The organism is Ensifer adhaerens, from assembly GCF_028993555.1.
In the GTDB taxonomy this organism is placed as follows: domain Bacteria; phylum Pseudomonadota; class Alphaproteobacteria; order Rhizobiales; family Rhizobiaceae; genus Ensifer; species Ensifer adhaerens_I.
The window spans coordinates 1,274,461-1,296,185 of record NZ_CP118611.1; the positions used below are offsets into that span (position 1 = coordinate 1,274,461).

Annotated in this window: 16 protein-coding genes; 6 read left to right on the plus strand and 10 right to left on the minus strand. The window is 61.8% G+C overall.

Translation table 11 applies throughout. From position 1 onward, the window contains the following. Position 1: 1 nt before the first annotated feature. The 3 genes from PWG15_RS26005 to PWG15_RS26015 are packed head-to-tail and all read right to left on the minus strand — an operon-like array spanning position 2 to position 3,701. Positions 2-1,132 (minus strand): ABC transporter permease, encoded by a 1,131-nt coding sequence (locus tag PWG15_RS26005; protein WP_275027003.1) that lies wholly within the window; start codon positions 1,130-1,132, stop codon positions 2-4. Next, on the minus strand, positions 1,125-2,048 hold the full coding sequence (gene oppB / locus PWG15_RS26010; protein ID WP_275027005.1) for an oligopeptide ABC transporter permease OppB: 924 nt from the start codon (positions 2,046-2,048) through the stop codon (positions 1,125-1,127). Before oppB ends, PWG15_RS26005 begins: the two co-directional genes overlap by 8 nt. A gap of 54 nt (positions 2,049-2,102) precedes the next feature. Then, positions 2,103-3,701 (minus strand): peptide ABC transporter substrate-binding protein, encoded by a 1,599-nt coding sequence (locus PWG15_RS26015; RefSeq protein WP_275027008.1) that lies wholly within the window; start codon positions 3,699-3,701, stop codon positions 2,103-2,105. A 764-nt stretch (positions 3,702-4,465) separates the two neighbouring features. On the opposite strand from PWG15_RS26015, the gene fba reads away from it, so the two are divergent. The 3 genes from fba to PWG15_RS26030 all read left to right on the plus strand — a co-directional run bounded on the left by fba (position 4,466) and on the right by PWG15_RS26030 (position 7,523). Further along, on the plus strand, positions 4,466-5,509 hold the full coding sequence (gene fba, locus PWG15_RS26020) for a class II fructose-bisphosphate aldolase (RefSeq protein WP_275027010.1): 1,044 nt from the start codon (positions 4,466-4,468) through the stop codon (positions 5,507-5,509). Between the two features lie 716 nt (positions 5,510-6,225). Beyond that, a complete protein-coding gene (locus tag PWG15_RS26025) occupies positions 6,226-7,314 on the plus strand; it encodes a DUF2092 domain-containing protein (RefSeq protein ID WP_275027012.1) in 1,089 nt (362 codons plus the stop codon). After that, positions 7,311-7,523: a hypothetical protein gene (locus tag PWG15_RS26030; protein WP_275027014.1), complete on the plus strand. Its 213-nt coding sequence runs from the start codon at positions 7,311-7,313 to the stop codon at positions 7,521-7,523. The genes PWG15_RS26025 and PWG15_RS26030 overlap by 4 nt, the downstream gene beginning before the upstream one ends. 87 nt (positions 7,524-7,610) lie before the next feature. Here PWG15_RS26030 and PWG15_RS26035 read toward each other — a convergent pair whose 3' ends face one another. Continuing rightward, positions 7,611-8,432, minus strand: coding sequence for a MerR family transcriptional regulator (locus PWG15_RS26035; protein ID WP_275027016.1), 822 nt, complete (start codon positions 8,430-8,432; stop codon positions 7,611-7,613). Between the two features lie 219 nt (positions 8,433-8,651). On the opposite strand from PWG15_RS26035, the gene PWG15_RS26040 reads away from it, so the two are divergent. After that, the gene (locus tag PWG15_RS26040) at positions 8,652-9,920 is read left to right on the plus strand and encodes a 4-aminobutyrate--2-oxoglutarate transaminase (protein ID WP_275027017.1); all 1,269 of its coding nucleotides are present in this window, start codon (positions 8,652-8,654) and stop codon (positions 9,918-9,920) included. Between the two features lie 247 nt (positions 9,921-10,167). After that, positions 10,168-11,643 (plus strand): NAD-dependent succinate-semialdehyde dehydrogenase, encoded by a 1,476-nt coding sequence (locus PWG15_RS26045; protein WP_275027019.1) that lies wholly within the window; start codon positions 10,168-10,170, stop codon positions 11,641-11,643. A 22-nt stretch (positions 11,644-11,665) separates the two neighbouring features. On the opposite strand, the gene fabI is transcribed toward PWG15_RS26045, so the two are convergent. Genes fabI through PWG15_RS26065 form a run of 4 tightly spaced genes read right to left on the minus strand, consistent with a single transcriptional unit; the run spans position 11,666 to position 16,847 of the window. After that, the gene (gene fabI, locus PWG15_RS26050) at positions 11,666-12,451 is read right to left on the minus strand and encodes an enoyl-ACP reductase FabI (protein WP_275027021.1); all 786 of its coding nucleotides are present in this window, start codon (positions 12,449-12,451) and stop codon (positions 11,666-11,668) included. Between the two features lie 17 nt (positions 12,452-12,468). After that, the gene (locus PWG15_RS26055) at positions 12,469-13,653 is read right to left on the minus strand and encodes an acetate/propionate family kinase (protein ID WP_275027022.1); all 1,185 of its coding nucleotides are present in this window, start codon (positions 13,651-13,653) and stop codon (positions 12,469-12,471) included. Between the two features lie 2 nt (positions 13,654-13,655). Further along, positions 13,656-14,612 carry a phosphate acetyltransferase gene (locus PWG15_RS26060; RefSeq protein WP_275027023.1) on the minus strand — a complete coding sequence of 319 codons (957 nt, stop codon included), beginning with the start codon at positions 14,610-14,612 and terminating at the stop codon, positions 13,656-13,658. A gap of 18 nt (positions 14,613-14,630) precedes the next feature. Next, the gene (locus PWG15_RS26065) at positions 14,631-16,847 is read right to left on the minus strand and encodes a DUF3141 domain-containing protein (RefSeq protein ID WP_275027024.1); all 2,217 of its coding nucleotides are present in this window, start codon (positions 16,845-16,847) and stop codon (positions 14,631-14,633) included. Positions 16,848-17,211: 364 nt separating this feature from the next. Here PWG15_RS26065 and htpG point away from each other — a divergent pair, with 364 nt between their 5' ends. Then, the gene (gene htpG / locus PWG15_RS26070) at positions 17,212-19,101 is read left to right on the plus strand and encodes a molecular chaperone HtpG (RefSeq protein ID WP_275027026.1); all 1,890 of its coding nucleotides are present in this window, start codon (positions 17,212-17,214) and stop codon (positions 19,099-19,101) included. Between the two features lie 92 nt (positions 19,102-19,193). Here the strand turns inward: htpG and PWG15_RS26075 are convergent, their stop codons facing one another. Next, on the minus strand, positions 19,194-20,378 hold the full coding sequence (locus PWG15_RS26075) for a CaiB/BaiF CoA transferase family protein (protein WP_275027028.1): 1,185 nt from the start codon (positions 20,376-20,378) through the stop codon (positions 19,194-19,196). A gap of 11 nt (positions 20,379-20,389) precedes the next feature. Next, positions 20,390-21,577, minus strand: a complete 1,188-nt coding sequence (locus PWG15_RS26080; RefSeq protein ID WP_275027029.1) for an acyl-CoA dehydrogenase — start codon at positions 21,575-21,577, stop codon at positions 20,390-20,392. Positions 21,578-21,725 lie beyond the last annotated feature (148 nt).

A 21,725-nucleotide genomic window follows, 5' to 3' on the forward strand; every position in this document is an offset into this window, starting at 1 on the left:
GTCAGCGATCCTTCGGGTCGAGCGCGTCGCGCAGGCCGTCGCCGACGAAGTTCAGCGAGAACAGCGTCAGGACGAAGAAGATGGCCGGGAAGATCAGAAGCCACGGCGCCGACTGGATGTTGTTTGCGCCTTCCGAGATCAGCGCGCCCCAGCTCGTCAGCGGCGCCTGAACGCCAAGGCCGAGGAAGGAGAGGAAGCTCTCGAGCAGGATCACCTTGGGCACGACGACGGTCACGAAAACGATGACCGGGCCGATCGTGTTGGGGATGATGTGCCGGCGGATGATCTGCCAGTCGGTGAGACCGAGCGCCTGCGCGGCGCCGACGAATTCGCGGCGTTTGAGCGCAAGTGTCTGGCCACGCACGATACGGGCCATGTCGAGCCATTCCACCGCGCCGATCACCAGGAAGATCAGGATGAACGAGCGGCCGAAGAAGACGACGAGCACGACGACGAGGAAGACGAAGGGCAGAGAATAGAGAATCTCGACCAGACGCATCATCACGTTGTCGACGCGGCCGCCGATGTATCCCGATGTCGCGCCGTAGACGACGCCTATACCAAGCGACACAAGGCTTGCGAGCAGGCCGACGGCGATCGAGATCTGGCCACCGAGCATGACACGGACCAGGAGGTCGCGCCCGTTGCTGTCGGTGCCGAAGGGGAAGTACTCGCGGTCGACCTGACCGGTGACCTTCAGCGTCTTCCCGTCGTCTTCCGTTGCCACCACCTGGGTGTCGCGGAACTCGTTGGCGCGGTCGAAATAGCGCGTTGCGCGGGAATCGATCGGCTGTTCGGAGGTGATCGTCGCCGTGAAGGTCTCGCCCTCGAGGTTGAACTCCTTCAGCGTGACGCGGGCGCGGGTCGCGACCCCTTCCATCACGTCCTTGAGCGTCGTGGTGTCCGGGCGCGGCTCCAGGCTCGGAGCGATCGACACATAGGACGGGAAGACCTGATCGTAGGTGTGCGGAACGAACAAGGGCCCGAGGAACGAGAAGAGTGCGATCAGGGCCAGCATGAAGCAGCCGGCCATGGCGGCGCGGTTGCGCTTGAAGCGCATGGCCGCGAGCTGGAAGAGGCTGCGCCCCTTGGTTTCCGGTGTCACCACCGGGGTCTGGACGATATCAGTCATGGCGAACCCTCGGATCGAGCAGGCCGTAGAGAATGTCGACCAGGAGATTGAAGACGATGACGAAGATGGCAACGAGAATGACCGTGCCCATCACCAGCGTGTAGTCTCGGTTGATGGCGCCGAGTACGAAATAGCGGCCGACACCGGGAATGGTGAAGATCGTCTCGACGACGGCCGAGCCGGTCAAGAGCGCCGCAGCACAAGGTGCGAGATAGGAAACAACCGGCAGCATGGCGCCGCGCATCGCATGGGTCACCACCACAGTTCGCGACGGCAGGCCATAGGCCTTGGCCGTCCTGATATGGTCGGTGTGGAGCGCCTCGATCATTGAGCCGCGCGTGAGCCGCGCAAACACCGCAAGCTGCGGCAGCGCCAAAGCGATCATCGGCAGGATCAGGAAGCGCAGTGATCCATCACCCCAGCCGCCGGCTGGCAGCCATGCAAGCATGATCGCGAAGACCAGCGTCAATACCGGGCCAACAACGAAGTTGGGCACGGTGACGCCGATCGTCGAAAACGACATGATCGCGAAATCGAGAGCGCTGTTCTGCCGGAGTGCAGCGATCGTACCGGCGGTGACACCGCCGATCAGCGCGACAAGCAGGGCATAGAAGCCGAGTTCCATCGAATAGGGCAAGCCCTTGCCGATCAGTTCGGCGACGTTGTTGTCCTTGTAGACGTAGCTCGGACCGAAGTCGCCGGTCACCGCATTGCTAAGATAGTGCGTGTATTGGCGCCATAGGGGCTGGTCGAGCTGATACGTCTTCATCAGGTTCGCCATCGTTTGTGGCGGAAGAGGACGCTCGAGATTGAAGGGACCGCCAGGGGCGAACCGCATCAGGAAAAACGAAATGGTGACGACGATAAACAAGGTCGGCACCGCACTCGCCAATCGGCGAAGGATGAAGGAAATCATGGACGTGCTCCGGAGGCGACGCGCGGCCTTTTCGCCGCGCGTCGTTCCTGTTCGTTATTCGGCGATGCTCAGGAACTTGCTGAGGTGCTCGTTCGGAGCATTGTCCGCCCAGCCCTTGACGCGGCTGGCGACCAGCCACAGATCGGCCTGGGTCAGGAGCGGAGCGATCGGCTGTTCCTTCATCAGCAGCGCTTCCGCCTCATGCATCAGCTTCGAGCGGGCTGCCGGATCCTGCTCGTCGTAGGACTTCTTCATCAGGCCGTCGAACTCGGCGTTCTCGAAGTGGCCGTAGTTGAAGGTCTTGTTTGAGCCAACGCTGAGCGCCAGGAAGTTCTCGGCGTCCGCGTAGTCAGCCTGCCAGCCAGCGCGGGCGACGTTGAACTTGCCACCTTCCTGCAGGTAGGCATAGTGCGAGGACACGTCGAGGTTCACCAGCGAGACCTTGGCGCCGAAGGTGTTCTTCCACATGTCGGCGACAGCGGTTGCAACACGCTCGTGGTTCGGGTTGGTGTTGTAGCGCAGCTCGATGTCGAGCGGCTTGCCACCTTCGCCGTAGCCAGCTTCCTTCATCAGGGCGATGGCCTTGTCTTCGCGGTCGAGCTGCGACAGGGTGCCGAACTCAGCCTTGGACGGCTCGCCATAGCTTTCGATGCCCGGGGGAACCATCGAATAGGCCGGCAGCTGCGAACCGGCGTAGATTTCCTTGGCAAGGAAGTCGCGGTCAACGGCCATCGAGAGAGCCTGGCGGACGCGAACGTCGCTATAGGGTTCCTGACGGGTGTCGAAGGCGTAGTAATAGGTCGCAAGCGACGGCGAGACGTGGACCTGCTCGCCGTAGGAGGTGCGCAGGCGATCGATCTGGTCAGCCGAGAAGTTATAGACCAGGTCCATTTCCTTGGCCTCGAAGCGACGGACCGAAGCGGCCTGGTCGTCGATCGGGTAGAAGACGACCTTGTCGAGCTTGACGTTGGCCGCATCCCAGTAGTTGGCGTTCTTGACGACCGTCAGGCTGTCGTTCGGAACGTGGGCCTGAAGCGTGAATGCACCGTTCGAAACCATGACGCCCGGCTTGACGAAGTCGGCGCCGTTCTTTTCGACGCTTGCCTTGCTGACCGGAAGTGCCGTCTGGTGCGCCAGGAGTTCGAGGAAGAACGGAGTCGGACGCTCGAGCGTGATTTCGACGGTCTTTTCGTCGATCGCCTTTACGCCCAACTGGTCTGTCGGCAGTTCGCCCTTGTTGACCTTCTCGGCGTTCTTGATCGGGAAGAGAATGTTGGCGTAGCCGGCAGCCGTCTTCGGGTCTTCGACGCGACGGAAGGAGAAGACGAAATCTTCGGCCGTTACCGGCGAACCGTCGGACCACTTGGCATCAGCGCGCAGCTTGAAGGTATATACCGTACCGTCGTCCGAAAGCTCCCACGTTTCAGCAACGCCCGGGACGATCTTCGCGGAGGCGTCATAGATCGTCAGGCCCTCGTAGAGGTCCTTGAGGATGAACGCTTCGATGTTGATCGAGGTGTGGTGCTGGTCAAGCGTCTGCGGCTCACCCGCATTGCCGCGATGCAGGACAGCTTCGGCCAGCGCCGGGCTTGCTCCGATGAGCAGCGAGCCGATCAGCGCAGCAGCACGCAGGTTGAGTTTCAGTGAGGCCATTTTCTTTCTCTCCTTCCCCTTGTTTTGGGTTTGTGATCGCAGGAGAGAAGTGCAAATCGCCCCCAAAGGCAAGGCGGATTCTGCGGCCGTTTGCATCTTTATCTATAAAGCGGGACTCGACCTATCCTTATAGTTGTATTTCGTTTGCGATTCTTTTCGTCGCCTTTGCGACGGACATATGACGCAAGCGCGGCATTTTCACGAAATCTCCTGCAACGTTTTAGGTCGATTATTTTTATCGGCGAAGTGCGATCAGAGAAGATGGCGAATCGGCCGCAATGCAAAGTTTGTGAATTTCAGCCGCAGTTTACGTAATGTGCGAAAAGAAAGAAGCGTTTCGCCGCAATCTTCTTGCGAGGCGTTCACAGCCTGTCGACAGACTGTTTCTCAACCACACCCATTCACATAGTGTACAGCAATCTCTATGCCCCTATAGATTGCATTTACGATCGCCACTTCCCTCGACTGGAGGGCACCACCAGAAAGTGAAACCAGTTCACCGGAAGGGTGTTGCATCCAGTCCACAGTAAAATCGATTGAAGCGACTTTCGACCTCTGGCAACCTGCCTTTTGCCCGGTTGTCAAACCACTTCGATGAACTATTGTGCGCCGGACTTCGGTGGGCGCGACCAATTCGCGCACGCCGTCACACCGCACGGAGAACCGGCCATCGCTGCCCGCGATGATGCCATGCGGCGTCTTAAGCCGGATTGTTTTTGTAGTGCACCGGGAAGGTGCGCTTAAGCACCAAGGGAGAATAGCGAATGGCATTGATCACATTGCGGCAACTGCTCGACCATGCGGCGGAGAACGACTACGCGCTGCCGGCGTTCAATGTGAACAATCTTGAATATATTCAGGCCGTCATGCGCGCTGCTGATGCCACCGACAGTCCGGTCATCCTTCAGGCAAGCCGCGGCGCCCGCTCCTACGCAGGCGATGCGTTCCTGCGCCACCTGATCCTGGGTGCTGCGGAAGAGTACCCGCATATCCCTGTCTGTCTGCACCTCGACCACGGCGACCAGCCGTCGACCTGCATCTCGGCGATTACCAACGGCTTCACCTCCGTTATGATGGACGGTTCGCTCGAAAAGGACGGCAAGACCGTTGCGAGCTATGATTATAATGTCGCCGTCACTGCCGAAGTCGTGAAGATCGCGCATGCGGCCGGCGTTTCCGTCGAAGGCGAGCTCGGCTGCCTCGGCAACCTCGAGACCGGCGCCGGCGACAAGGAAGACGGCCACGGCTTCGAAGGCAAGCTGTCGCGCGAAGAGCTTCTGACCGATCCGGACCAGGCGCTCGACTTCGTCTCCAGGACCGGCGTCGATGCGCTCGCCGTTGCGATCGGCACCAGCCATGGCGCCTACAAGTTCACCCGCGAGCCCGATGGCGACATCCTGTCGATCGAGACGATCGCCAAGATCAACAAGAAGCTGCCGAACACGCACCTCGTCATGCACGGCTCCTCGTCGGTGCCGAAGGATCTGCAGGACCTCTTCAACACCTATGGCGGCAAGATGAAGCCGACCTGGGGTGTTCCGGTCTCCGAAATCCAGAAGGGGATCCCGCTCGGCGTGCGCAAGGTCAACATCGACACCGATCTGCGCCTCGCGATGACCGGCACGATCCGCAAGAACTTTGCCGAGAACCCGGAGAACTTCGACCCGCGCAACTACCTGAAGCCGGCAACCGCGCTGATGACCGAAGTCTGCAAACAGCGTTTCGAAGCCTTCCGCACCGCCGGCAAGGCCTCGAAGATCCGCGCGCTGCGCCTGTCGGAAATGGCAAAGCGCTACGCGGCCGCCTGATCCATAGATCCCCCAGTCCTTTTTCGGCGCTAGTCGAAACAGGGCAGCCGGATATAGAGAGACATCGATCGGCGCGCGCTCCGCACACGGGGCGCGCGCCGATCTTTTTACGGTGGTTTTCTGAGATCGACAGAAGGCTGAAACCGCAAGCTGTGCGGCCGGACACTTCAGGTCTATCGGCAGCAGCCACGGGCGAACAGTCGTCGGACAGCGCCGGCGCCACCACTCTCGCCTGTAACTGTCCCTAATCAGATAGGATGAATTGCGCGCCAATCGGGCAGATGTACCATACGCGGCTGTGGTTGCTTCGGAGGCGTGACGACCACACTGCATCTCGAGCCTCTGCCCGCTTGGCAGAGGCCCCTCTTCCAGCGAACACTGCTTGCTCGGTGAAGGCGGGCCGACAGTTGCGTCTGGACCGGAGAGAACTGATCCCTTGCCTCGCGGGGGCCGAACCCAAACGGTCAGCGAGGACCAAGAATTCCACGCCGTTAGCGTTGCAAGTGCATTGTAATTTAATTCTCAGCAACTTGAGAAGGATCGTTGCGATGTCGAGTGCGCCAGCCTGCCTGCCTGATTGCGGAAAACTCCTCAACCTCCGCAGGACAATCAGCCAAGATATATCGATCAAGAGACGCCTCGCTCGGGGAGCCCTTGCGCTCCTTGTTCTTTCCGCCGCGCCAGGTGCGTGGGCCCGGGACACGGGCGGCGCAAATATGCAGCACAGCAAGGAAGCTTTGCAGCAGGCGTTACAGACACGAGAACAGTACGATATGCCAGGCCTGCGCTTCGCCATAGCAAAGTCCACCTTGCGGGCAGGCGCAGAACAGCTTCTTGACGACATTGTTGCCGTGCTCAAGAAGTTCCCTGACTGGAGCTTGAGAATTGTCGTCCACACCGATGCGAGCGGCAATGCGGAAACCAACCAACGCCTTTCTCAAGAACGTGCCGACATGATCAAGGCGGCGCTGGTCAAAAGAGGAATTTCCGCTGACAAGCTGATGGCCACCGGTGCCGGTCAGACTATGCCAGTTGCCAGCAACAAGACGGCTGAAGGTCGGGCTCTCAACCGTCGGGTCGAACTCATGAGAGTTACCGACTCGCCCGAGGCCAAGAAATTACTGAAGGCCATGTCGGACTACCTGGCCTCTCAGAAGGCCCTGTCGTTCAGCTATGATGCCAATCTTCAGGTCGTCACCAACACGGACCAGAAGCTTGGGCTATCGAGTTCCGGCACCGTGAACCTTAGCCGGCCAGACCGGGTGCATACGACCCGTTCGGGCGGATTTGTCGATACCGAGACCTTGTTCGACGGAAAAACGCTCACGCTTCTTGGAAAGAACATCAACAAGTACACACAGGTGGAAATGCATGGGACGGTCGATCAGCTGATAGACGAGTTGAAAGACAAGCACGGACTGCCGTTGCCAGCTGCAGACTTGCTGATGACCAATTCATATGAGGAGTTGATGAAGGGCGTCTATGACTCCAAGGATCTGGGAAGCGGCGTCGTCAACGGCAAGGAGTGCGATTCCCTTGCCTTCCGTAAGGACGACGTGGACTTCCAGATCTGGGTGGCGCATGGCGATCAACCGTACCCCTGCCGGTTGGTCATCACCTCGAGCAAGGTCAAGGGCGAGCCAGAGTACAGCATCCAGATCAGGGACTGGAAATCGGGGAATGACGTGGCCGCGGATGATTTCGCCTTCAAGAATGCGACGAATGCCGAAAAGGCCGACGTGAACGCCCTCAAGCAGAGTTTGAGTGAACTGCCGGATAATTTCGTGGTGGGAGATGAAAAATGAGCTTCTGTAAACGCGCGGGGTTCGTCTGGCTCGCCTTGGCCGCCCTACTCTGCATCGGCGAATTGGCAACCGACACGCCAAGCATAGCGGACCTGAGCTTCGTCACCCCTGCCATTGCCAGAGTTGGCCGGCCATTGACGCCGGTTAGCGTGGCAGGGGTCGCTCGCCGGACCGCGCGACGTTGTGCCGCCGGTGTCTATTACTGCTAGGCAATGCCAGGTCCGAACCTCCGGCGATCGCCGTCAGTCCAGTGACGCATCCTGAACGTGTTGGCCTGGCGGTGCGCGGAGATCACCCTAGAACGTCGGGGGCGTGTTGACCCAGAGCAACACGGTTTCGCCGTCGTGCCGGTTCGTCCAGGCATGGCGCCTCTTGCTCTCGAAGTACAGGGAATCGCCGACGCCGAGGTCGTAGAACTGATCGCTGTCGAGGATGAACTCGACCCGGCCGGACAGCACATAGACGAACTCCTCGCCCTCATGCCGGTAGGCGCCCTCACTGGAAGCCCCCGGCTCCAGCACGAAACGGTGGCAATCCATCTGATTGCGGCCATCGGCGAGGAGCTGCACGGTCACGCCCGGTGTCGTGCGCGGCCATGTCCGCCATTCGCCGGCCCGCACCACAGCGCGCGCATCGGCCTCTTCCTCACCCGACAGACTGGAGACCGTCGTCCCGAAATACTCCGCGATGTTGTGCAACACGGCGACCGAAACACCCTGCGAGGTGCGTTCGAGCGTCGAAAGCACCGATGCGGCGATGCCGATATCGCCAGCAACCTGCTCCAGCGTCTTGCCCGCGGCGTGCCTCAGACTACGAAGTTTGCGTCCCACCTGGTTGTCGGAACCCTCCCCCGCTGGTGATCCTGCCTGATCGTCTGCGGATACCTCCGCCTCCAGCGACTCGCGGATCGCCGCCGGGTTCAGGCCACGTTCCGCCCGGAACCAAGCGATGCGCTTCAGCCTCGCGAGATCACCCTCCGTATATTGCCGATGTCCTGTCGGCGAGCGCTCGGGCACGACCAGCCCTTGCGTCTCCCACAGCCTCAACGTCGAAGCGGAAACCCCCGCCAGACGCGCCGCCTCGGCAACCTTGTAGCGCACCGCGCCCATTCTTTGCATCCTTCACTAACTGTCGGCGCTGGCACGAATCCATGTCGCGCCAAAGTGCCGGCAACCTTAGCCACCGCGATCGAGATCTGACAAGAACGGCGCATCAGCACCCGTGGTGTCTCGATCACCAAATTTGATTTGCAATCGACTGTGAAAGGTGTACCACTTCCAGAATAAACTTGCAGAAAAAATGCAATATATTAACTCCAGACGTGACAGGAACGCGCCATGACCACCCTCACCGACCGCAAGAACGCCGCTATCTCGCGCGGCGTCGGCATGACCACCCAGATCTACGCCGAGCGCGCGGAAAACTCGGAAATCTGGGACAAGGAAGGCAACCGTTACATCGACTTCGCCTCCGGTATCGCGGTCGTCAACACGGGTCATCGCCACCCGAAGGTCGTTGAAGCGGTCAAGGCGCAGATCGATCGCTTCACCCACACCTGCCATCAGGTCGTGCCTTACGAATCCTACGTGCACCTCGCCGAGCGCCTGAACGCTCTGACGCCGGGCAACTTCGCCAAGAAGACGATCTTTGTGACCACCGGTGCCGAGGCCGTCGAAAACGCCGTCAAGATCGCCCGCGCCTCGACCGGCCGCCAGGCGGTCATCGCCTTCTCGGGCGGCTTCCACGGCCGGACCTTCATGGGCATGGCGCTCACCGGCAAGGTCGTTCCCTACAAGGTTGGCTTTGGCGCGATGCCGGGCGACGTCTTCCACGCCCCCTTCCCGATCGAACTGCACGGCATCACCACCGAACAGTCGCTCGCCGCGCTTAAGAAGCTCTTTGCCGCCGATGTCGATCCGGGCCGCGTCGCCGCGATCATCCTGGAGCCCGTGCAGGGTGAAGGCGGGTTCTACCCCGCTCCTGCCGCCTTCCTGAAGGCGCTGCGCGAAATCTGCGACCAGCACGGCATTCTTTTGATCGCCGACGAAGTCCAGACCGGCTTTGCCCGCACCGGCAAGATGTTCGCCATGGACCACCACGAAGTCGCGCCTGACCTCATCACCATGGCAAAGAGCCTCGCCGGCGGCTTCCCGCTGGCCGCCGTTACCGGCCGCGCCGAAGTCATGGACGCGCCTGCCCCCGGCGGCCTTGGCGGCACCTATGGCGGCAACCCGCTCGGCATCGCCGCCGCGCATGCGGTTCTTGATGTCATCGCCGAGGAGAAGCTCTGCGAGCGCGCCGAGCATCTCGGCGGTCGGCTCAAGCAGCGCCTCGCCGCGATCCGCGAGCAAGCGCCCGAAATCGCCGACATCCGCGGCCCCGGCTTCATGAACGCCGTCGAGTTCAACGACGTGAAGACCAATCTGCCGAGTGCCGACTTTGCCAACAAGGTGCGCCTGATCGCGCTGGAAAAGGGCCTGATCCTCTTGACCTGCGGCGTGCATGGCAACGTCATTCGCTTCCTGGCGCCGATCACCATCCAGGACGAGGTCTTCGCCGAAGCGCTCGACATTCTCGAAGCGTCGATCCTCGCCGCGCGTGGTTGACGCCCGAACGGGCGACCGCTAACGCGATTGTCTGCTGCATAATTCCTTAAATCGGGATCGACTTGAGGGCAAAATTGTGCAGCAGTTCAAAGTGCTTGGCGTATCTTGAAGGACGCGCGGCGCGGCAGATGCTGCGCGTCAATCCAGACATGTGAAGCTCGGGTGCCGACATCAATCGGCCTCCGCAAAAACAAGCAAAAGCGGGCCTGCCGCCTCACGGTGGGCCATCGCCGGAGGATGCCCGCCCATGACCTTGCCCCCCGCCTTGACCAAGCACCTGCGCGCCGCCGACCTATTCGCGCCGCTACACACCATTGCACATGCCGCCGCCGGCTGGACCAGCGCAACCTTCGACGTCTTTAACCCGTCGACCGGCGAGCTGCTGGCAACCCTTCCAGACATGGGTATCGAAGAGGCGCATGCGGCGATCGAAGCCGCGGCAAAGGCGCAGGTTCTCTGGGCGGCAAAGCCCGCCAAAGATAGAAGCGCGGTGCTTCGGCGCTGGCACGACCTGATCGTGCAACATGCCGACGACCTCGCGGCGATCCTGACCGCCGAAATGGGCAAGCCGATCGCAGAATCGAAGGGCGAAGTGCTGCACGCCGCAGCCTATGTCGAGTGGTATGCGGAAGAGGCCAAGCGCATCTATGGCGAGACCTTCCCGGCACCTGCCAACGATCGGCGCATGCTCGTCATCAAGCAACCCGTGGGCGTCGTTGGCACCATTACGCCCTGGAACTTCCCGGCCTCGATGATCGCCCGCAAGATCTCGCCGGCGCTTGCCGCCGGCTGCACCATCGTCCTGAAGCCCGCCGAGCAGACACCGCTCGTTGCCGGCGCCATGTTCGTGCTAGCCGAAAAGGCCGGTTTCCCCATGGGCGTCGTCAACCTGCTCTATGCCTCGGAAGGCGCTGCGATCGGCCGTGAACTCTGCAGCAATCCGAAGGTGCGCAAGATCAGCTTCACCGGCTCGACCGAAGTCGGGCGGCTGTTGATGCGGCAGTGCTCCGACCAGATCAAGAAAGTCAGCCTGGAGCTTGGCGGCAACGCCCCGTTCATCGTCTTCGACGACGCCGACATCGACGAGGCCGTGGATGGCGCCGTTCAGGCGAAGTTCCGCAATGCCGGCCAGACCTGCGTGTCGGCAAACCGCATCTATGTGCAATCGGGCGTCCACGACGCCTTTGCCGAGAAATTCGTCAAACGCGTCGCCGAGCTCACTGTCGGCGACGGCTTCACCCCGGGCATCACCATCGGCCCGATGATCGACAAGCACGCGATCGAGAAGATCGAGGCCCATGTCGCCGACGCCGTTTCCAAAGGGGCCAGGGTGCGTGCCGGCGGCCACAGGATCGGCACCTCAGGCACCTTCTTCGAGCCGACCGTACTAACCGGCATTTCGACCGATATGCGGGTCGCCCAGGAAGAAACTTTCGGTCCGATCGCTCCGATCATCCGCTTCGAGACCGCCGAGCAGGTGATCGCGGAAGCCAATGACACGATCTATGGTCTTGCCGCCTATTTCTACGCGGAGAACCTGAAGCGGGTCTGGCATGTGGCGGAAGCGCTGGAATACGGCATGGTCGGCATCAACACCGGCCGCATGTCGTCGGAAGCCGCCCCCTTCGGCGGCATCAAGCAATCGGGCATCGGCCGCGAGGGCTCCCGCCACGGGCTCGAAGACTATCTCGAGATGAAATACCTCTGCATGGGCAACATCTGACCCAAGCAGACTTAGACGGCGGCTAATCGATGATGTGGTAGCCGCCGTCGACATAAAGCACCTGCCCCGTTATCAGCCGGGCGGCATCATGCGCCAGGAAAGCCGTCGCGACCCCAACGTCGTCGATGTCGACGAGTTCGCGGGACGGTGACTTGACCTTGGTCTTTTCGAGCAGCGCGTCGAATTCCGGGATGCCGGAGGCGGCGCGCGTTGCAAGCGCTCCGGGCGAAATCGCATGGACACGGATGCCCTTCGGGCCAAGTTCGGCCGCCAGATAGCGCACCGCACTTTCGAGCGCCGCCTTGGCGACGCCCATGATGTTGTAGTTTTCGACCACCACCTGTGAGCCATGATAGGTCATGGTGAAGAGCGTGCCGCCGTTCTTCATCAGCGGCTCGGCGAGATGCGCCATGCGGATGAAGGACCAGCAGGAAATGTCCATGGTCTTCAAGAAACCGTCGCGCGGCACGTCGACCACGCGACCGCCCAGCGTATCCTTCGGCGAAAAGGCGATCGAGTGCACGACGAAGTCGAGCTCACCCCAGGTTCTCTCGATCTTCTCGAACACCGCCTCCATCTGACCCGGAACGGCAACGTCGAGAGGCATCAAAATCGGCGCTTCGATTTCACGCGCCAACGGTTCCACATGGGGCTTGGCCTTGTCGTTCAGATAGGTGACTGCGACCTCCGCCCCGAAGGCGTGGAAGGCACGGGCGCAGCCCCAGGCGATCGACCGGTCGTTGGCGATGCCGACAATCAGACCCTTGCGGCCGTCCAGAAGTTTGGCCTTTGCGACAGGAATGGACATGGATTGTCTCCGGTGAATCAGGCAGCACGGGTTTGGAGGAGTGCCAGCGTGTGGCGCGCGATCATCAGTTCCTCGTCGGTCGGAATGACGTAGAGTGCGACGCCGCTTGAAGGCGTGGAGATCAGCGTAGTACCCGCTGCGTTCGCCGCCGGATCGAGTTCGGCCCCGAGCCAAGTAAGGTTCTCTGCGATGCGGGCGCGGATCGGCGCCGAGTTTTCGCCGACGCCCGCCGTGAAGACGAAGGCATCGATACCGGCAAGCGCGGCCGCGAGCATGCCGGCATTGAGCCCGCAGCGATAGAGGAAATGGTCGATCGCGAGTTTGGCATGCGGATCCTCGCTGCCAAGAAGATCGCGCATGTCGTTCGACACGCCGGAGAGCCCCTTGAGGCCTGCCTCATGATAAAGCAGATCCGAGACGGCTTGCGCGCTCATGCCGCGCTGGAGGATCAGATAGAGCACGACGCCCGGATCGAGCTGTCCGGGCCGCGTTCCCATCGGCAGGCCGTCGAGCGCGGTGAAGCCCATGGTGCTCTCGATGCTGTGGCCATTGCGCAGGGCACACATCGAGGCGCCGCTGCCGAGATGCGCAACGATGACGCGGCCCCCCGCCACCTGAGGCGCGACTTCGCGCAGGCGTTCCGAGATGTATTCGTAGGACAGACCGTGGAAGCCGTAGCGCCGCACGCCATCGTCATAATAGCTGTGCGGCATGGCGTAACAGTTCACCTCTTTCGGATGGCCGTGATGGAAGGCGGTGTCGAAGCAGGCGACCTGCGGCACATCCGGATTGATCGCCATGGCCTGGCGGATCGGGGCCAGGTTGTTGGGCTGGTGCAACGGGGCGAGATCCTGGTAACTCGCCAGGCAATCGAGCACCGTGGCATCGATCAGCACCGGCTCGGCATAGTCGGGGCCGCCATGCACCACCCGGTGGCCCACCGCACGCAATGTGAAGCCTTCAAGGGTGAGCAGCCAGTCCCGCGCCGCGGCAATGGCCGCCGGCAGGTCGCGGACAACGCCGGCTTCATAGCTCCGGTCGATGAGCACCGTTCCGTCGGCCGCTTTCGCTTGCAGGCGCGGTCGCGTACCGATGCCGCCGATCTGACCCTTCACCCGGCGCTCGGGGCCGGCATCTGTGATCCCGAAGACCTGAAACTTCAGACTTGACGATCCGGCATTGACGACGAGAAGTGCGTCCATGGCTACACCGCCGCAACTTGCGCAGTGCGCCGCCGTGCCGCGTAGAGCGAGGCCACGGCGCAGGAGGCGAGACGTGTGCGCACAGAGTCTGCCCGCGACGTCAGCACGATCGGCACGCGGGCACCGAGAACTATTCCGGCTGCGTCGGCATGGGACAGGAAGGTCAGGTTCTTGGCAAGCATGTTACCGGCTTCGAGGTCCGGCACCACCAGGATCTGCGCACGGCCGGCAACTGGGGACTCTATGCCCTTGATCTTCGCAGCCTCCGGGTCGATCGCATTATCAAACGCAAGCGGGCCTTCGAGCAGGCCACCGGTGATCTGGCCGCGCTCGGCCATCTTGCAGAGGGCTGCGGCCTCAATCGTCGACGGGATCTTCGTCGTCACGGTTTCGACAGCCGAAAGAATGGCAACACGCGGCTCGCCCAGCCCGATCGTGACCCAGAGATCAATCGCGTTCTGCACGATGTCGCGCTTGGCTTCGAGATCCGGGAAGATGTTGATGGCCGCATCGGTGATGAAAAGCGTCTCGGCATGGCCCGGCACATCCATTATGAAGACGTGGCTGATCCTTCGATCGGTCCTCAGACCGGTCGCGGAGGCTGCGACCTCGCGCATCAGCTCATCCGTATGCAGGCTTCCCTTCATCAGCAACTCGCCGCGGCCCTCGCGGATCATCGCCACTGCTTGCGCTGCCGCCGCATGGCTGTGCGGCACATCGACGATCTCGTAGCTTCCGAGGTCGAGCCGGTGTTCGGCAGCGACGCTGCGGATCTTCGCTTCCGGGCCGACGAGCACGGGCGTGATCAGTCCCGTCTCGGCTGCCTCCAACGCGCCGCGCAGCGAGGTTTCGTCGCAAGGGTGCGCGACAATGGTCACCGCCGGTGTTTCATCGCGCGCGGTGGCAATCAGGAGATCGTATTTGGACTGCTCAAGCGGCAGTGCGGCTACCTCGGGCACATCGAATCTCCTTCTCGATCAGGATGCGGCACGATTGCGGACGGCCTTGCCGGCGTCGATCGCTACAGGCGGCTCGCTGTCCAGCCGGAACAACGTCGCCACCCGTTGCAGCCGCTCGGCCGCAAGACCTGTGAGCGCGCCGGAGGCCTCAAGCACCTCGCGAAGAGCGGTGAAGGCGGCACGGCGCTCCTCGATCGCTTCCGGCAGCAACTTCGGAAGCTCAGCAAGGGCCCCGTCCTCGTCGATCAGCAGCATGAAATATTGTTCGCGCATCACGGCCTTGAACTGGGCAAGGGTCAACTGCTTTGCCGAGGGATGGGCGCGCCGGAGCCTGCGAACCGCTTCGAGCCCGCGCTCATCGGCACCGCCACGCGCCATGCCGACGAAGATCAATGCCCGAGCCAGACCTTCGCAGGTTGCGCCGTCCGCAAACTTCTTTCTGAGGTCCGCGATCCGCGCTTCGACGAGCGCCTGATGAAGCAGGCTCTTCCCGGCCCTGCGCGGCGGCTGGTCCGAATTCGTATCGATACCGAGTGCGGCCTGCAGGGTCGGAGCGCCGTAGATGGCGTGGAAGCTCTGTTCCGACAGATACTCGGCGGTCCGTCGCCAGGTGTCGAGACCGTCGACAACCTGCTGCGACAGAGCCTCCTGCCAGGCGATGAACGGGTTGCTCGCGGCCGCGGGCTCGCGATTTTCGCGGACATAGTCGGCGAGCGCTGACGTCCAGGCCATGAGGGGATTGTCCGGCCCGAACAACGCATATTGCAGCCGCAGCGGGTGCATGCTCCGCATTGCCTCTGCGACAGGTGGCGTCGCCGCTGCCTTGACCAGCGGCTGCAGATAGGTGCGGTAGAGCGCCAGATTGACTTCCGAAAGCTTCGCCGCGGCAGCGAAACGACGCTCGTCCTCGATGTCGTTGCCGCCGAGCGCACGGATATCGTCGAGCGTTCGCGCCTCGCAACGCATCAGCCATTCGCCGGAGACGAGTTCCCTGCCCTCGGCCACGTTGCTTGCCGGCGTCAGCACCGCCTCGTACAAACCTGGCGGCAGCACGTCGATCAGTTCGATGTTCGAGGCAAATTCGTCATGCTCCTTACGAGCGACCCCGGCAGATACGAAGATGCCGAGGTGTCCGACGGTCTCGTGGACGGTATAGACGATCGTCTGGCCGTAGGCGCGGATTTCGTCGACGCTGTCGTAGAGATCGAGGATCCAGTCGAGCGCCTGCTGCGGTGGGGTGATGTTATCCCCTTTCGAGCAGAACACGACGATCGGCGAACGAACGTTGCGCAGATCGATCGCAGTGCCATCGGATGTCCGGATCTCGCCTGCCGCGAGCTTGTTGCCGACGAAGAGTTCATCAACGATGAACTGCATCTCTTCGGCGTTCAGCGTCACATGCCCACCCCACCAGCGCTCGAAGCCAAGGTAGCGGGCCGCCTCCGTGTCGATCTTCGAATAGAGATTGTACTGTTTGGTCCAGAGCGTATTCGCCGGGTTCTGGTTCTCGAAATTCTGGACGAGCCAGGCGCCGTCGAAAACGCCGGCGCCGAGATCGCCTGTGAGCGCGGTTAGCCAACTGCCGCCAAGAAGCCCGCCGGAGTATCGCATCGGGTTTTGCCCTTTGACACCGGCCCAGTATGAAAGCGGCGCTCCGGCGATGATGATGGGGCCGAAGAGTTCCGGCCTCAGCGCAGCAACGATCATCACGGCCCAGCCCGCCTGGCAGTTTCCGATCACGCAGGGCTTGCCGTCCGCGTCCGGATGGCGATCGATGACGGTTTCGAGGAATGAGGCCTCGGCAAGAGCGATATCCTCGATCGTCTGCCCGGGAACCGGATCAGGAAGGAAGCCGATGAAATAGCAGGGATGGCCTGCCTTCATCGCCACGCCGATCTCGCTATCTGCCTTGAAGCCTCCGATGCCCGGGCCATGCCCGGCGCGGGGATCGACGACAACGAAGGGGCGCTTCGACGGATCGATCGCCACGCCCTCGGGCGGAACTATGCTCACCAACGCGTAGTTCACCGGCCGCGCAAGCGTGCGCCCGTCGCGCACAAGCTGTGCCTCGAACTCCAGCACGTTCGGAGCCGTCTGCGTCCGATGCTCCTCGTATTGAGCGCCGCGCTGCCGCATCACGTCAAGAAAGAGGACCGATCGCTGCCAGGCATCGAGCGAATAGGAATAGGCATCAGCGAATGTCGGTATTGTCGGGATCGTGGAATGCTTGGGCATGATGTCCACTCCTCGGTGCGATTGAAGGCCGGCCCCGTCGTCAAAGCCAATACAACGACGCAATTCGTCTCGCATTGACCTTAGTCAAAGAGCCAGGCGGCTGAGCCGCGGTATGAACTCGGCCTAGATGACCCGAGAACGTCTGCCCGGGCCTCAAGATCATAATAGTGGAGTGTTACGGCGATTTGTCGCCTTCGCTGCGTCTTCGCCTTGAACCGCGTTGAAGGTGCATACGTTTTGGCGGTGCTCAGCGCTCCTTTCGCAGTGCAGCATCATACAGAAATGGGTACCGCGCAAGACGACCCTTGAAATTCACGACACAGCTTGCCAATTGGGGCGCAAAAGCAAAGGAGTTGCCAAGGCGATGAGCGAAACCGAAATGTCCGTCGAGAAACATGTCTTTGAAGCCGATGTGGCGCGACTGCTCCATTTGATGGTGCATTCGGTCTATTCCGACAAGAACGTCTTCCTCCGCGAACTGATTTCGAACGCCGCGGATGCCTGCGAGAAGCTGCGTTATGAATCGATCGTCTCGCCCGAACTTCTTGCCGGCGACGCCACTTCCCGCATCACTCTGATACTCGACGAGGAAAACAGCCGCCTCGTCGTTGAAGACAACGGCATCGGCATGGGCCGCGACGAACTGGTCGAAGCGCTCGGCACGATCGCCCGCTCGGGCACGCGCGCCTTCATGGAGCGCATCGAGGCCGCGCAGGGCAAGGAAGGCGCGCAGCTGATCGGCCAGTTCGGCGTCGGCTTCTATTCCGCCTTCATGGTTGCCGACAAGGTGGACGTGGTGTCACGCCGCGCCGGGTCGGAACACGCCTGGCTGTGGTCCTCCGACGGCAAGGGCAGCTACACCGTTTCTGCCGCCGATCTTGCCGATGCTCCCGCGCGTGGCACGCGCATCACGCTCCACCTGATGGAAGACGCCAAGACCTACACGTCGCGCTGGACTGTCGAGCGCATCGTCAAGGATCAGTCCGGCCACGTACCGGTGCCGATCTCCATTCTGGAAAAGCCCGGTGCAGAACCGGTTCAGGTCGGCGACGGCACCGCACTCTGGACCAAGCAGAAGAGCGAGATCAGCAAGGAAGACTACGCAGATTTCTACCGCGGCGTTGCCGGTCAGTATGACGACCCGGCGCTCACGGTTCACTTCCGTGCCGAGGGCCGCCACGAATATACGGCGCTCGCTTTCGTGCCCGGCTCGAAACCATTCGATCTCTTCGACCCGGACCGCAAGGGCCGAATGAAGCTCTACGTCAAGCGCGTCTTCATCACGGACGAGGCGGAATTGCTGCCGCGCTATCTGCGCTTCGTGCGCGGCCTCGTCGATACCTCCGACCTGCCCTTGAACGTTTCGCGCGAGATGATCCAGGAGAGCCCGCTGCTCGCGAGCATCCGCAAGGGCGTGACCAACCGCGTGCTGACGGCGATCGAGAAACTGGCGGAAAGCGAACCCGAGACCTTCGACAAGGTTTGGGAGAACTTCGGCAGTGTGTTGAAGGAAGGCATCTACGAGGATTACGAGCGCCGCGAACAGTTGATCGCGCTGTCGCGCTTCCGCACCACCACTTCGGATGAAGGCCGGCGGAGCCTTGCCGACTATGTCAAGGACATGAAGGAAGGCCAGTCGGCGATCTATTATCTGACGGGCGACAATGTCGGCCAGCTGAAGGCCTCGCCGCAGCTCGAAGGTTTTCGCGCCCGTGGCATCGAAGTGCTGCTTCTGACCGATCCGGTTGACAGTTTCTGGGTGACGTCGGCTCCCGATTTCGACGGCAAGCCGTGGAAGTCGATCACGCAAGGTGCTGCGGATCTCGGCAACATCGCCAAGCCTCAAGGCAGCAAGGAAGATGCCCCGCAAGCCAGCCAGTTGGTCATCGATTTCGTCGCCTTCGCCAAGGAGACGCTCGGCACCAGCGTATCGGATGTTCGCACCTCGGAGCGGCTGACGGAAAGCGCAGTTTGCCTGGTGGCGCCGGAGCACGGACCGGATCGTCAGCTCGAAAAGATGCTGCAGGGTGCCGGCCGTCTTGATGAGGCTCCCAAGCCGATCCTCGAGATTAATCCCAACCACGCGCTGATCACCGCGATCGCCGCCTGCCCCGCTGGCGACACGGCGTTCCGGGCAGATGCTGTTCAACTGCTGCTCGACCAGGCACGCGTGCTCGACGGCGACAAGCCGCAGGACCCGCGCGGCTTCGCCGAACGGCTGTCGCGCGTCTTTGATCGCGCGCTCAAATCCTAACAAAAGAGCCCTGGAAATCTCTTGGATTTCCAGGGCTTTTCTCTGTTTTCTTCAGCGTCACCTTAGCACGCTTTTTCGGCGCTCACGCGATGTTACTCGGATGTTGGGATTTGCATTCCAATTTCCGCCAATACCTCGGCCGTATGCTCTCCGAGCCGTGGCACCCCACGGTCGAGCGCAAGCTCAGCGGCCGAAAAGCGAATCGGCGTCCGCACACCCGGCGAGGTACCGGCAGCAGCGCCCGAGTGCGGCGTATCCACCCGCATCTGCCGATGCTCGATCTGCGGATCGGCAAAGACGTCGGCGACGGTGTTGATCGGACCGCCGGGAACGCCGGCATCTTCCAGCAACTTCAAGAGCGTGTCGCGTTCGATCTTCGCGGTCTCGGCTGCCAGTTCGGGTGTCAGCGTTTCGCGGTTCTGCACCCGCAAGGCGTTGGTCAGATAACGCTCGTCGGCTGCGAGATCGGCTCTCCCAAGCAATGCGCAGAACTTCACGAACTGCCGGTCGTTACCTACCGCGACGATCAGGTGTCCGTCAGATGTCGGGAAGACCTGATACGGCGCGATATTCGGATGAGCGTTACCGAGGCGGCGCGGTGCCTTTCCTGAGACCAGGAAGTTCAGCGCCTGGTTGGCAAGCACACCGGTCATGCAATCGAGCAGCGCCATGTCTATCTGCTGTCCCTCGCCGGTGCGCTCGCGCTGGGTAAGGGCCGCCTGCACGGCGATCACGCCGTAGAGGCCGGTGAAGATATCGGCAAAGGCGACACCGATTTTCTGCGGTTCGCGCTCGGGCTCGCCGGTCAGATCCATGATGCCGCTCATACCCTGGACGATATAGTCGTAGCCGGCGCGGTGGGCATAGGGCCCGTCCTGGCCGAAGCCGGTGACCGAGCAATAGATCAGCCGCGGATTGACCTTCTTCAGACTCTCGTAGTCGAGCCCATACTTGGTGAGCCCGCCGACCTTGAAGTTTTCGAGCAGAACATCCGACTGCGCCGCAAGACGTCGCACGGCCTCCTGCCCCTCCTCCGTGGTGAAATCCAGCACGACGGAGCGCTTGCCGCGGTTGCAGGCGTGGAAGTAGGCAGCGTCGAGCGTCTCGCCATCATCGCCCGCAACGAAGGGCGGGCCCCAGGTGCGGGTGTCGTCGCCCGCCGGGCTTTCGACCTTGATGACGTCGGCTCCGAGATCGGCCAGAGTCTGGCCGATCCAGGGGCCCGCGAGAATGCGGGCTAGTTCCAGGACACGAATGCCCTTCAACGGCGCTTCCATGTCGGCACCGCTCAGAAGAAGGCCTGAAGGCCGGTCTGGGCGCGGCCGAGGATCAGCGCGTGGACGTCGTGCGTGCCTTCATAGGTATTGACCGTCTCGAGGTTCACCATATGGCGCATGACCTGATATTCCTCGGAGATGCCGTTGCCGCCGTGCATGTCGCGGGCCATGCGGGCGATATCGAGCGCCTTGCCGCAATTGTTGCGCTTGACGATCGAGATCATTTCCGGGGCCATGCGGCCTTCGTCCATCAGGCGGCCGACGCGAAGCGAACCCTGCAGGCCGAGCGTGATTTCCGTCTGCATGTCGGCAAGCTTCTTCTGGAAGAGCTGCGTCTGTGCGAGCGGTCGGTTGAACTGCTTGCGGTCGAGACCGTACTGGCGTGCCGCATGCCAGCAGAACTCGGCGGCACCGAGCGCGCCCCAGGAAATGCCGTAGCGAGCGCGATTGAGGCAGCCGAACGGCCCCTTGAGGCCTTCAACGTTCGGCAAGAGCGCGTCTTCGCCGACCTCGACATTGTCCATGACGATTTCGCCGGTGATCGAGGCGCGCAGCGACAGCTTGCCGGCGATCTTCGGGGCCGAAAGGCCTTTCATGCCCTTTTCGAGCACGAAGCCGTGGATGGCGCCGCCATGAGCTTCAGACTTCGCCCAGACGACGAAGACATCAGCGAGCGGCGCGTTGGAGATCCACATCTTCGAGCCGACGAGGCGATAGCCGCTCTCGGTCTTGATCGCGCGCGTCTTCATGCCGGCCGGGTCTGAACCGGCATCCGGCTCGGTCAGACCGAAGCAGCCGATCCACTCGCCACTGATCAGCTTCGGCAGGTACTTCTGCTTCTGCTCTTCCGAGCCGTAAGCATAGATCGGATAGATCACCAGCGACGACTGCACGCTCATCATCGAGCGGTAGCCCGAATCGACGCGCTCAACTTCGCGGGCGACGAGGCCATAGGCGACATAGGAGGCGCCGACGCCGCCATAGGTATCGGAGACGGTCACGCCGAGCAGGCCGAGTTCGCCCATCTCGCGGAAGATTTCGGGATCGGTCGATTCTTCGCGATAGGCGTCGATGACCCGCGGCTGCAGACGGTCCTGCGCATAGGCCCGCGCGGTATCGCGGATCATGCGCTCGTCCTCGGTCAACTGATCTTCGAGGAGGAACGGATCATCCCATTGAAATTGCGTCTTGCCGGCCATGTTTCTCTCCCATCGGATTATTCCGCCTGTCTTATCGCAAGGGGTGCATGCTGTTTCAAACGAAATTGAGGCACCGCCTCATGCGTTCAGGGAATGGCCCCGCATCCGGCCGGGCCACCTCATGTTGCAAATTCGCTAGAATATGACG

Bases quoted from the DNA above. Each gene is read 5' to 3' on its own strand.
- PWG15_RS26005 (WP_275027003.1), bottom strand. From the start codon at position 1,132: ATGACTGATATCGTCCAGACCCCGGTGGTGACACCGGAAACCAAGGGG.
- oppB (WP_275027005.1), bottom strand. From the start codon at position 2,048: ATGATTTCCTTCATCCTTCGCCGATTGGCGAGTGCGGTGCCGACCTTG.
- PWG15_RS26015 (WP_275027008.1), bottom strand. From the start codon at position 3,701: ATGGCCTCACTGAAACTCAACCTGCGTGCTGCTGCGCTGATCGGCTCG.
- fba (WP_275027010.1), top strand. From the start codon at position 4,466: ATGGCATTGATCACATTGCGGCAACTGCTCGACCATGCGGCGGAGAAC.
- PWG15_RS26025 (WP_275027012.1), top strand. From the start codon at position 6,226: ATGCAGCACAGCAAGGAAGCTTTGCAGCAGGCGTTACAGACACGAGAA.
- PWG15_RS26030 (WP_275027014.1), top strand. From the start codon at position 7,311: ATGAGCTTCTGTAAACGCGCGGGGTTCGTCTGGCTCGCCTTGGCCGCC.
- PWG15_RS26035 (WP_275027016.1), bottom strand. From the start codon at position 8,432: ATGCAAAGAATGGGCGCGGTGCGCTACAAGGTTGCCGAGGCGGCGCGT.
- PWG15_RS26040 (WP_275027017.1), top strand. From the start codon at position 8,652: ATGACCACCCTCACCGACCGCAAGAACGCCGCTATCTCGCGCGGCGTC.
- PWG15_RS26045 (WP_275027019.1), top strand. From the start codon at position 10,168: ATGACCTTGCCCCCCGCCTTGACCAAGCACCTGCGCGCCGCCGACCTA.
- fabI (WP_275027021.1), bottom strand. From the start codon at position 12,451: ATGTCCATTCCTGTCGCAAAGGCCAAACTTCTGGACGGCCGCAAGGGT.
- PWG15_RS26055 (WP_275027022.1), bottom strand. From the start codon at position 13,653: ATGGACGCACTTCTCGTCGTCAATGCCGGATCGTCAAGTCTGAAGTTT.
- PWG15_RS26065 (WP_275027024.1), bottom strand. From the start codon at position 16,847: ATGCCCAAGCATTCCACGATCCCGACAATACCGACATTCGCTGATGCC.
- htpG (WP_275027026.1), top strand. From the start codon at position 17,212: ATGAGCGAAACCGAAATGTCCGTCGAGAAACATGTCTTTGAAGCCGAT.
- PWG15_RS26075 (WP_275027028.1), bottom strand. From the start codon at position 20,378: ATGGAAGCGCCGTTGAAGGGCATTCGTGTCCTGGAACTAGCCCGCATT.
- PWG15_RS26080 (WP_275027029.1), bottom strand. From the start codon at position 21,577: ATGGCCGGCAAGACGCAATTTCAATGGGATGATCCGTTCCTCCTCGAA.